8 protein-coding genes are annotated in these 10,444 nt (G+C 58.9%); 5 read left to right on the forward strand and 3 right to left on the reverse strand.

All coding sequences use genetic code 11. The features are described from left to right. Positions 1–274: 274 nt before the first annotated feature. Together LAP85_22675 and LAP85_22680 are read left to right on the forward strand one after the other, a co-directional pair. The gene (locus LAP85_22675) at positions 275–859 is read left to right on the forward strand and encodes a porin family protein (protein MBZ5499213.1); all 585 of its coding nucleotides are present in this window, start codon (positions 275–277) and stop codon (positions 857–859) included. A 106-nt stretch (positions 860–965) separates the two neighbouring features. Continuing rightward, positions 966–1,565, forward strand: coding sequence for a hypothetical protein (locus LAP85_22680; protein MBZ5499214.1), 600 nt, complete (start codon positions 966–968; stop codon positions 1,563–1,565). On the opposite strand, the gene LAP85_22685 is transcribed toward LAP85_22680, so the two are convergent. Continuing rightward, positions 1,505–2,236, reverse strand: coding sequence for a hypothetical protein (locus LAP85_22685; protein ID MBZ5499215.1), 732 nt, complete (start codon positions 2,234–2,236; stop codon positions 1,505–1,507). The two genes, LAP85_22680 and LAP85_22685, sit on opposite strands and share 61 nt — an antisense overlap. Before the next feature lie 62 nt (positions 2,237–2,298). Between LAP85_22685 and LAP85_22690 the strand changes: the two genes are divergently transcribed. Then, the gene (locus tag LAP85_22690) at positions 2,299–2,556 is read left to right on the forward strand and encodes a hypothetical protein (protein ID MBZ5499216.1); all 258 of its coding nucleotides are present in this window, start codon (positions 2,299–2,301) and stop codon (positions 2,554–2,556) included. On the opposite strand, the gene LAP85_22695 is transcribed toward LAP85_22690, so the two are convergent. Both LAP85_22695 and LAP85_22700 read right to left on the reverse strand, forming a co-directional pair. Further along, on the reverse strand, positions 2,553–3,038 hold the full coding sequence (locus tag LAP85_22695; protein MBZ5499217.1) for a pyridoxamine 5'-phosphate oxidase family protein: 486 nt from the start codon (positions 3,036–3,038) through the stop codon (positions 2,553–2,555). The two genes, LAP85_22690 and LAP85_22695, sit on opposite strands and share 4 nt — an antisense overlap. 460 nt (positions 3,039–3,498) lie before the next feature. Next, on the reverse strand, positions 3,499–7,305 hold the full coding sequence (locus LAP85_22700; GenBank protein MBZ5499218.1) for a carboxypeptidase-like regulatory domain-containing protein: 3,807 nt from the start codon (positions 7,303–7,305) through the stop codon (positions 3,499–3,501). A 705-nt stretch (positions 7,306–8,010) separates the two neighbouring features. Between LAP85_22700 and LAP85_22705 the strand changes: the two genes are divergently transcribed. Both LAP85_22705 and LAP85_22710 read left to right on the forward strand, forming a co-directional pair. Then, a complete protein-coding gene (locus tag LAP85_22705; protein MBZ5499219.1) occupies positions 8,011–9,555 on the forward strand; it encodes a YifB family Mg chelatase-like AAA ATPase in 1,545 nt (514 codons plus the stop codon). A gap of 99 nt (positions 9,556–9,654) precedes the next feature. Then, positions 9,655–10,290 carry a transposase gene (locus tag LAP85_22710; GenBank protein ID MBZ5499220.1) on the forward strand — a complete coding sequence of 212 codons (636 nt, stop codon included), beginning with the start codon at positions 9,655–9,657 and terminating at the stop codon, positions 10,288–10,290. The last annotated feature ends 154 nt before the right edge of the window (positions 10,291–10,444 follow it).

A 10,444-nucleotide genomic window follows, 5' to 3' on the forward strand; every position in this document is an offset into this window, starting at 1 on the left:
TTAGTGTTGAATGATCTTCTCACTCCCGGATGATTGCACTCATGATGGCGGCAGGCCGAAAGACCAGAGCCATAAGCCCTCGGTAAGTCATGTCAATTGCCAACACCTGCCTAGATGCGGGGCACTCGAGCGGGAGATGTCGGCCCGCAGCGCAGTTTCAGACGAATCCAGGCTCAGTCTACTCACCCTCAGGTTTTGCGTAACATCAAGAGGATGCTATGCTTTGATTAAATGGATGGAATGGATACTTCAAATAATGAAAAGGAGTTTGATCATGTCGATTAACCAGTATTTCCGAGGTACGCTTGTTTTTCTTGGCGTCTTCCTTGCGTTCTCTGCGCAGAGTTTTGCCCAGAATTTTCACTTTTCAGTTTTCGGCGGGTGGAACAAGCCGGGGAAGGTGACCCTGGCCAACGTGCGCACCGGATTAAATGGCAACGGCATGGTTGGGGTGCGCCTTGAAGCGGATTTTGCCAGGATCATCGGGTGGGAAAACACGTTTGCTTATAGCCCAAACTTCGGTCAACCCGACATCCTTGCAACAACCAGCGACTCGCGGGCGCTGATTTACAGCTCGAATCTGGTGCTAAACGTGCCCATAAAGCACATCGTGCCGTACGCAACGGTAGGCGTGGGTTTGATCACCTCCAAGCGCATATTGCTCGCGCCTTCGCAGCTGGTGAATCCTCAGGAATTCGGCACGGAGTTTGCGGTCAACTACGGCGGAGGACTGAAGCTCACAAAGCTGGCCGGTCCCGTGGGTCTGCGCTTCGACGTCCGCGGCTATACTCTGCCCGACGTCATTTCGCAGCGTCTGAATATTCTTGAAGTCAGCGGCGGAATCATGTTCAGCTTCTAAAACTAAATACAGTAAGAAGCTACTCTTTCACCAGTTGTGCCGCATCCCCGCAATTGGATTGCCGGCGGGAATGGGTGAAAGAGCAGCCTGGCATCGAATTTGGATTGTGTCTAAAAAGACCTTGGTGATGTTCGCGGTCAGCCCCTTATCAATGGCGTATCCGCGCAAATCGTATTTCCCCGCCGGGTTCGTGCTCTCCCGCAGATTGATGACTCCGATAAACTTCTATTGGTTCCCGCTGTTGCTGAGCCTATCGATCCTTCAAGCGCAGCCACAACCGCCGGCTCAAGCGGGCAAACCTCTGCCCGATCTGGAGGATTTTCTCAAAGGCGTGCGCTCCCATCTGCGCAGCGATCGTCTGCTTTTGAGCCAGTACACCTACACCGAAAAAGACCTCATTCACGAACTCGACAAAAAGGGGAACATTAAGTCCGGCCACGAGCTGGTTTACGAGGTCTATCCGTCACTCGAGGAAGGCCTGTCCTACCGGCGCCTCATGTCCAGGGATGGCAAGCCCACCGGCAAGAAGGACCAGGACAAGCAGGACCGGCAGCACGACAAGAAATTGATGGAGCCCAAGCGGGCCCTCGAACGCGAAGGCACCGATGAGCGCGCGCGCCGGCTGGCCAAGGAAGCCGAGGAAAATCAGAACACATATCCGCCCTCGCCGAGGGCGACAATGTCTTCCGCCTCATCGAACCGATAGCCTTCGGTGAAGGTGTCCCTGTGAAGAAGGATGCGCTCCCGACCCAGGCCGCTGTGGCTGTAGAAGACGACTTGCGGCAAGCCCTCGGGATCCCGCCGGACGACGGGCCGCCAGTCGCGGGGTTTCACCGTTTTCCATTTCCAGCGCTGTTTCGCGATCTGGGCGGCGGAAGTCAACACTTCATGGGTAGACCACGAGCTGCCGTGCCAGTGGGCTCCCATCTCGCGCAGCTCGCGCATGAAGATGGAGGCCTGAAAATAGGAGTGCGGAGAACCGTCCCCTTCGAGATAGCGTTCGACATCGGCGTGCGCCCACTCCGGCAACGGCGGTTCAGAGGCCTGGAAGACCGGCGCCCCCGACGGAGACCAGTCGAAACTCAACCCATCCTCCGGCGGATCGGGCAGCCACCGCCGGGCGGGAATCGCGAACACAAAACCGTTGCCGTTGCCCCCTTCGTAATACTGGTACCCCGCCAACTGGTGCCCGTCGCGCAATTGCAGGAGCGGGAAGGCGTCCAGGAGGATGTTGGGGTCAAAGGACGCCAGGCTCCATCCCTGCCTCGGCGCCTCCAGGCTCCGGTCGATCTGGCGTGCGAGCCGCCGCGCCTCGCGCATCAGCTTCTGAACAGCCCGGGCGGCGATGACGTATTCCGTTTTCCCTTTTTCATTCATGACCGCACATCCACGAACCTGACGGCCCGGCCTCCGCAATCTTACCTGGATGCCGCGACATCGTGGACGGCGCTGTAGATGAACTCCACGAATTTTCCCATGCCGTCGATCGAAAGGCGCTCGTCGTGGCCGTGGACGCGCGCCCTGTCGTCGTCGGTGGCGACGCCGCCCAGTCCGTAGGCCTGGACGCCCTTGGCACGCAGCTGCGCCGAGTCGAAGTCCTGTCACAGCTTTGTGCCTCCGCCGGCGATTGTATAGAAAAAACCGAAACCCGTCCCGGAGTTTCTGGCCCCTGGATCAAACCGCGGCCGCGCCGCTAAGCGCCGACCGGGGCGCGCCCGCACGCCTGCTCGGGGTGTCTCATCGTCATCAACGGCACACCTACGCCGTAAGTGACAAAATCACCGGCGGGCGCTACGCGCAGGATGCAGACACTGGCCTTGGCTTTGGCGTCGAGTTCGAGGCCGCGGAACAGGGATCGCTGCACCTGGCCGGAAGCTTCGTCCAGGCCGCAGACGGCGGCCTTGCCCTGGAAGGTCACCGTCGCGGGTGGGATCTTGATCCAAGGCATCAGCGGTATCCGCTTCGCGATGGTCACCGTGAGGGAGACGTGCGGGTTCTCCTTGATGTGGCGCGCCTTCCACGACTCGCGTTCGGTGGCGATATAGATTTGACGGTCGCGCACGGTGTAGACGATCCCGGCGGTGCGCGCCTCGCCGTTCTTGGAAACAAAACCGAGCACGGCGAAAATCTGCTTGTCGATTACTCTCCAGACCTGTTCCGTTGAAGGTGTTGCCGGCATGTTTTCTCCTCCCGGTTTGAAAAGCAGGGCCGCGGCGGATCTGCTGGGCTGATAGGCGCGGCGGATTCAGGTTTCATGCTGCCGTTTTCGGGGCCGGGCCGCGGGGGCGAGAACCGGAGCGGCATCCGGAATCGGGCGAGGAGTGAACATGCCGGACAAAGGACTTTCCGCGGCTGAGCAGGCCGAGATCCTGAGAGAGAAGCAAAAGTAACGCGAGTCGATCCTGTCCGGCAGTTGGATAGAGCATAAAGGGGCTACTTCGCGCCATGCTCTTCCGTGTCCAGTCAGCCGCCGTCTTCGGGATCACAGTCTATCCGATTTCCGTCGAGGTCGACCTCATCAGCGGAAGCGGTTAATTTCGGAACCGGAATCTTGGATTTTGAGACCACAAATACACGAACCAAACGAAAAAATTTTCGTGTGGTTCGTGTATTCGTGGTTCCTATGCCCAGGAGCGTGCTTACCACCGCAAGTACGCGCGAATCTGAACGTTTCGCGGGCTGTTCGCAGTGCTGCCGAGCTGGCCGAACGAGGTCGAATTGATGGAGAGACTGCCGAAACCAAAGACCGGATGGTTAAGGAAGTTCATCGCTTCCACCTGAAGGGTGAACTGCACGCGCTCTGTGATCCGCACGTTCTTGTTGACCGACATATCGGCGTTCCAGTACATCGGCCCGTAGAGGTAAATGAATTGCCCAAACTTCCCTGGGGTAGTCGGAATTGCCAGGAAATTCGGATTAGCGCGGCCATCCGCGCCGACCAGCGATGGATCCGCACTGGAGAGCGTGGTGCCCGCCGGACCGTTTCTATACCTTTGCATCATATCTGTAAGCTGCGACACGGTCAGGCCGTTGAGCACAACACCGGCATCCTTGCCGTAGTTGACGTTGACGGGTTGCTGGCCGCCGGTCAGCATGGAGAGGCGGCCCGAGGTCATCCTCAGAATTCCTGAGATCACCCAGCCCCCGACAATCCGGTTCACTACGCCATTCGTGATCGCGAAACGGCGGCCGTTCCCGACCGGCAGCTCATACGTGCCGTAGACCGACAACGAGTGCCGGATGTCAAAGGACGAGGGCGCCTTGTCAATCTTAAGGTTGCGAATCGTCGTGTAGTAATCGGTCAGAGTGTTGCTGTCGGACATGTCGCTCAACGCATGCGCAAGGGCATAGTTGGCTGTCAATGTTAGACCATTGCGCAAGCGACGCCTCAAATCCACCTGCAACGCGTGGTACGTGGAATAAGAGTTGTCATCGGTGATCGTCAGATCCCCAACATACGGGTTCGGGACGAAAAAATTGATCGGGTACGGCCCCGGAGCGTTATAACCCCGGTCCGTGCATGGGCCGAAATTGCTGCCCACTATGCGGCAGTAGTATGTCGGGCTCGATGGCCCGGCCAGAATGGAGGCCAAAGAACCCGCGTTCCCCTGCGTCAGCGGGTTGATGAAGGTGTTGCTGGTCCATGACTGGCTGGCGGAGAGAGACGGCATGGATCCGCGGGCGCCAAAGGCCGCCTCAAAGATGGGAAGCGCCACTTGGCCAGGGAGGCCGCGATTCTGGAAGCTGTTCACGCCGGCTGCCTTGCTGATGGCGAGGTTGTTCTGGGCGTTGATGAACTCGGTGAGAAAACCGTTCTCGAAGATGTTCACTTCCTGAACCCCATAGAGGTGCCACTTGTGTGTCGTTCTGTTCCCCACATAACGCACCTCGAGCACGGTTTCCTTGGCGATCTCGCGCTGAATGCCTAGAGTCCAGCTTTGCACATAAGGATTCCGCAGGGTAGGCAGTTCGCTGGCGCCGTTGCGCTTTCCGGCCGTGGTGCCTACGTTGTAGTTCTGAAACGCGAACTGGTACTCGGAAAAGGGCGGCGTAAATGACTTCGGCGCCACCAGGAACGCCGGATCCGGCGACTGCAGAGTGAGCGCGCCCGGAGTGTATTCAGAGCCTGCGCTGGCCGAGACCGATCGCCAGTTGCCGGCGTTGGTGTTGATCCAGTAATAATCGTTCAGCCCTTCGTCAAAGTAGCTGAGGCTGTAACTGCTGCGGACGACCGTTTTGTTGTCGCCGAGAAGTCTACCCAGCAGGCCTTTCCCACCGGTCGGGCTCCACGCAAACCCGAAGTTCGGCGCGGGATTGATCCGATCGGGCGTGTAGGTAACCGATCGCTGCCCTATGACCGGGATGTGATTCGCATCCAGGATCCCTGGTTGGAAGTTGGCGAAAGAAGGCGCCAGCACGTCATTCAACGTCGGCGACATGAACGTATTGTTCGTATTGGTCATGTTGCCGGTGAACTCCCAGCGCAAACCGTAGTTCAGAGTGAGCCGGGGATGCACGCGATAGGAATCCTGGAAATAGAGGCCCCAGGAGGCATAGTTTTCACGGTAGATGAGGGGCGCAAATTTGGCGTACTGCCGCGCCTTCTCGTCGATGTTCTCGTAACCCTGGATTTGCCGCACCCGGCCCGTGAGAGTGGCATAGAGCTGGGACGCCGTGCTGACGTCCTGCGTGCGTATGAATGGGATGTTCGCGGCCGTGAAAACGGAAGCGATGGGGTCGTTGCTGGAGATGCCGAGGGTGTAATTCAATACGCCCGAGTACTGATAGTAATCATTCTCGTAAAAACTCGTGCGCAGCAGTTTGCCGCCGAACTTCATCGTGTGCTTGCCCTTCATCCAGCTCAGGTCGTCGGACAGGCTGAACGCGGGATTGGCACGGATCAGCGGCGTGGCGTTGGGAATGAACGACGAGATCCCTGAGCCGAAGCTGACGCGCTTGTCGCCCTGTGCTGCCCACTGGTGCACTGAATTTCCGATATTGCTGCCCGAGACGCTGCTCTGAATCCCGAACTTCAACGAGTTGAAGAGTCTGGGCGTAATGGTATAGTCCACGCCGTTTGAAAGAGCGTATCGGGTGAACTTGCTCTCGCCGGACTGTCCCGGGAGGCCTGGATAGGAGGATCCGGTCGGGTTGACGTGCTCGTGCTGGAGGTTCCACGTGCCGTGCCAGGCCAGATTGTTCGTTATCTGATAGTCCAGGCGTGCGGTCGGATACATGTCGCGTGAACCGGTGGTATATTTCCAACTCATCGTTTGTTGATAGTAATTGCTGCTGCTCGGAACCACGCTGTTGCTGCCGACGGTTCCATTGATGACCTTGAGCACGCCCGCGACGGTAGGGTCAATGGCGCTCTGGTAACCCGCGGTGCTGGCGAGTTGAAGCACGTTAACGGTATGCTGTGCTCCATCGGTTCCAATAAAGCGGAAAACCCCGCTCTGCGCCTCCGGCGTCAGCAGTGTTGCGGTCCTGGTGCTTGCGCCCGGCCGCGGAGCGTCCTCGTAGTTCGCGAAAAAGAACAGATTGTTCTTAAGAAAACCGGCGAAGGGAATCTTGAGCGGGCCTCCGATGCTGCCGCCGAAATCGTTCATCCGCACCTGCGGTCTGGGGCGGACCGGAGAGCCGTCTGCTTTGCGGCCATACATGTTGTTGAAGAAGTCGTTGGCGTTCAAGGCGTCGTTCCGAAATTGTTCGTACACGCTGCCGTGATACTGGCTGGTTCCGCGCCTGGTTGCGAACTGAATCGTCATCGCGCCGCCGGCAGCAGCATCGGCCTCCAAGCCCGTAGTTGAAACGGTAACCTCCTCGATAGCGTCCAGCCGCAAAGGCACCAGAGAAGAAAAACCACTGCCGCTTTTCATTCGGGTGTCGTTGACGTTCGTCCCGTCCAGACTGATGTTCAAGGCTGATTGGAAGAGTCCGTTGAAGGTCCCACCCGCATAACCCGGCGTCAGCGCCGCGAACTGCAGCGTGTCGCGGCCGGAGAGCGGGAGGTCTTTGATGTAGTCGTTGCTGATGGTGGCCGCGACTTGATTGGATGTTACCTCCAGCATTGCCGCCTGGCCGGTCACTTCCACCGTTTGGGTTATCGCACCGATGGTCAACTTCACCGGCAGATCCGTAATACGACCTGTTTCAACGATGATCCCGGAGTAAACGGATGTCTGGAAGCCTGGTGCAGTTGTCGACACATCGTATTTCCCTGACAACAGATTCGGGATCAGGTAGATGCCGTCCGATCCCGAGGTCGTAGTGTAGGTGAGGCCGGTAGCCAAATCCTTTGCGGTTACGGTGGCCTTCGGCACAACGGCGTTGCTGGGATCGAACACCGTGCCCTTGATTTCACCGGTGGACTTTTGCGCAAAGGCCGCCCCGGCAAAGAGCAGGAGGAGAAGCAGAATAAGCAGTCTGACTAAGATCCTTTTCATAAACGCCACCTTATGGTCTGTTGGTCGGATTCGCCTGGCAGATTCTGCGCAACCTGACCACTGAAGCCCATGCTGAGGGATCTCGCGGGAGTTTCTAATGCCGCCGCTGGCCCGCCCGATTCGATTCATGCCCAAGGAGATTGGAATGAGGACTCACACTGCACTACCACCCGCATCTGCAGGATTCCTTCCGGGGCAACTTCTCTGAATCAAAAAAAACCTTCTCAGTAAGGGGTCCTGGGTTTGTAAGGTTTCTTAATTAATCTATACTTAGAACACATACTGCGTTTTCAAACGCTGCTCTGTCAAGCATTTTCGCGCTGAGAACCAACTCAATTGAGAAGCAGAAGAACCATGGACTGCCCGGCGCGGCAAAGCGGCAACCGAACGACTCGCCTGTCCTTCGCCAAAACCGCGGCCATCCGGTTTCTGGGGGGCGGCCTGCTGGCCCGGGCTTGCACCACCATCTCTTCATATGCGAAGCCCAAGCGCGCGGTGCACCGAGTCGTTAGAATTGCCGTTCTCGGGCACGACGTGCCTGCAGCATGATCTGAGGATGCAGGGTACAGGCGCAGCGGCGGAGGCACGAGGAAGTCTTCATGCGCCTGGGCGCGCCTCGGCCGGGGCGGGACTGGGGTGAGATTTTTTTTCGCTCAAGAATGGTGTCCGGCAGTTGGATAGAGCATAAAGGGGCTACTTCGCGCCATGCTCTTCCGTGTCCAGTCAGCCGCCGTCTTCGGGATCACAGCCTACCCGATTTCCGTCGAGGTCGATCTCAGCAGCGGTCAGAAGCTGAACCTGATGACCGTCGGCCTGCCGGACACTGCCGTCCGGGAGAGCAGCGAGCGGGTGAAGGCGGCGCTGCGCAATTGCGGGTATCCGCTTCCTCCGCAGCACATCACGATCAATCTGGCGCCGGCAGATGTAAAGAAGGAAGGTTCGGCCTTCGATCTGCCCATGGCGGTCGGCATCCTGGGCGCCTCGGGATGCGTCCGTGCGCAGAATCTTTCAGAGTTCCTTTTTCTGGGCGAGCTGTCGCTGGACGGGTCGGTTCGGCCGGTCAAGGGGACGCTCTCGATGGCGGTGATGGCGCGTGAACGGGGCATCGGCCATCTGATCGTTCCGGAGGCGAACGCGCGCGAGGCCGCCGTCGTGGACGGCGTGCGTGCGTATGCGGCGCGTTCGCTGTCGCACGTCGTCGAGTTGCTCAACGGCAGGGAACCCTGGATCCCTCTCATTGTCGACCGCAAACAGCTTCTGGCGCAAAGCAGCACCTACGGCATCGATTTCAAAGACGTCAAAGGACAGTACCAGGCCAAGCGCGCCATGGAGGTCGCAACGGCGGGCGGGCACAACATCATACTCATTGGCCCGCCCGGTTCGGGCAAGACGATGCTGGCGCGCCGGCTGCCGACCATACTGCCGGCCATGGGCTTCGACGAGGCCATCGAGACCACCAAGATTCATTCCGTCGCCGGCTTGCTCTCGGAGAAAGACGGGCTGATCGGCACGCGGCCATTTCGCTCCCCGCACCACACGATCTCCAATGCCGGGCTGATCGGTGGCGGTACTTTGCCGCGCCCGGGCGAGGTCAGCCTGGCGCACAACGGGGTTCTGTTCCTGGATGAACTGCCCGAGTTCCAGCGCCACGTGCTCGACGTGCTGCGTCAGCCGCTAGAGGACGGCGAGGTCACGATCAGCCGCGCCTCGATGTCGCTGACTTTTCCGGCGCGTTTCATGCTCGCGGCGGCAATGAATCCCTGCCAGTGCGGCTTTTTCGGTGATCCGCTGCACCAGTGCACCTGCACGCCGCCGCTGATCCAGCGCTACCTGGCGAGGATATCCGGGCCGTTGCTCGATCGCATCGATCTGCATATTCAGGTCCCGGCGGTGAAGTACAAAGAGCTGGCCGAGGACGAGAAAGCCGAGGAGTCGGCCGTGATCCGGGAGCGCATCCTGGCCGCGCGCCAGCGCCAGCTCCGGCGCCTGGAGCCCTTCGGCCAGTTCTGCAACACCCAGATGACGCCCCGCACGCTGCGCCGCTTCTGCAAGCTCGACGCCGAGTGCGAGAAGCAGATGGAGAATGCCATCACCAGGCTCGGTCTTTCCGCCCGAGCTTACGACCGCATCCTGCGCGTCTCGCGCACCATCGCCGACCTGGAAGGCTCCGACAAGATCCAGGCGCGCCACGTCTCGGAAGCCATCCAGTACCGCACCCTCGACCGCACCTACTGGATCCAGGGACTGTAAAGCAGGAATCTAAATGGGGACGTCAACCTATTTCTTTCTGTAGAAAAGGGCCTTATGCCGAGAATGGCGAGAGTTGTTGTTCCTGGAGTTCCACACCACTTGACACAGCGAGGCAATCGCCGCGAAAACGTTTTCTTCTGTGATGATAACCGCCAGCGGTATCTTCACCTACTGCTGGAATATGCCACCAAGTACGAGTTGCTGACGCTGGCGTATTGTCTCATGACTAATCATGTCCATCTTGTCGCGATACCCCTGCGCGCTCAATCCTTGGCCCTGGTCTTTATGCCTTTGGATCTGCGCTATGCCCAGTACATCAACTGGAACCTGGGAATCAGCGGCCGATTGTGGCAAGGGCGATTCTTTTCCTGCCCGCTGGATGTTCCGCACTTCTGGGCTTCCATTCGGTACGTCGAACGAAATCCCGTACGCGCACGCATCGTCTCGAGGGCCGAGCATTACCCCTGGAGCAGCGCCGCTGCCCACTGCGGCCTGCGCAGCGACCCGTTGCTGTCTCCCTTGCCGTCACCACAGCCAGCCGAGACATCAGATTGGTCGGCGTGGCTCGCTGAAAGTGAGGATGAAAAGACGCTCGCCACGCTTCGGCGAAACACGCGCACCGGGCGTCCTGCAGGAGGGGAGAAGTTTGTCGCTGATCTCGAATCCCGCCTGGGCCGCATTCTGCGCGCGCACCCCATCGGCCGGCCAAGAAAAGGGAGTTCGCGGATCGCTTGAATCCCGGTCAAAAACGGGTGGCGTCCCACTGCTGTCCCACTGAGCAAATTTAGAAATCTAGCAACCCACAGTGTTCCATTGAGTTGCATCAAGAAACGACCGTAATCGATTTGAATTGCGATCTACACTTCGGCCTTCCGACTTTATGCAGAAA

The sequence above is a fragment of the Terriglobia bacterium genome (genome assembly GCA_020072565.1).
Classification (GTDB): domain Bacteria; phylum Acidobacteriota; class UBA6911; order UBA6911; family UBA6911; genus JAFNAG01.

Bases quoted from the DNA above. Each gene is read 5' to 3' on its own strand.
- LAP85_22705 (MBZ5499219.1), top strand. From the start codon at position 8,011: ATGCTCTTCCGTGTCCAGTCAGCCGCCGTCTTCGGGATCACAGCCTAC.
- LAP85_22695 (MBZ5499217.1), bottom strand. From the start codon at position 3,038: ATGCCGGCAACACCTTCAACGGAACAGGTCTGGAGAGTAATCGACAAG.
- LAP85_22685 (MBZ5499215.1), bottom strand. From the start codon at position 2,236: ATGAATGAAAAAGGGAAAACGGAATACGTCATCGCCGCCCGGGCTGTT.
- LAP85_22675 (MBZ5499213.1), top strand. From the start codon at position 275: ATGTCGATTAACCAGTATTTCCGAGGTACGCTTGTTTTTCTTGGCGTC.
- LAP85_22700 (MBZ5499218.1), bottom strand. From the start codon at position 7,305: ATGAAAAGGATCTTAGTCAGACTGCTTATTCTGCTTCTCCTCCTGCTC.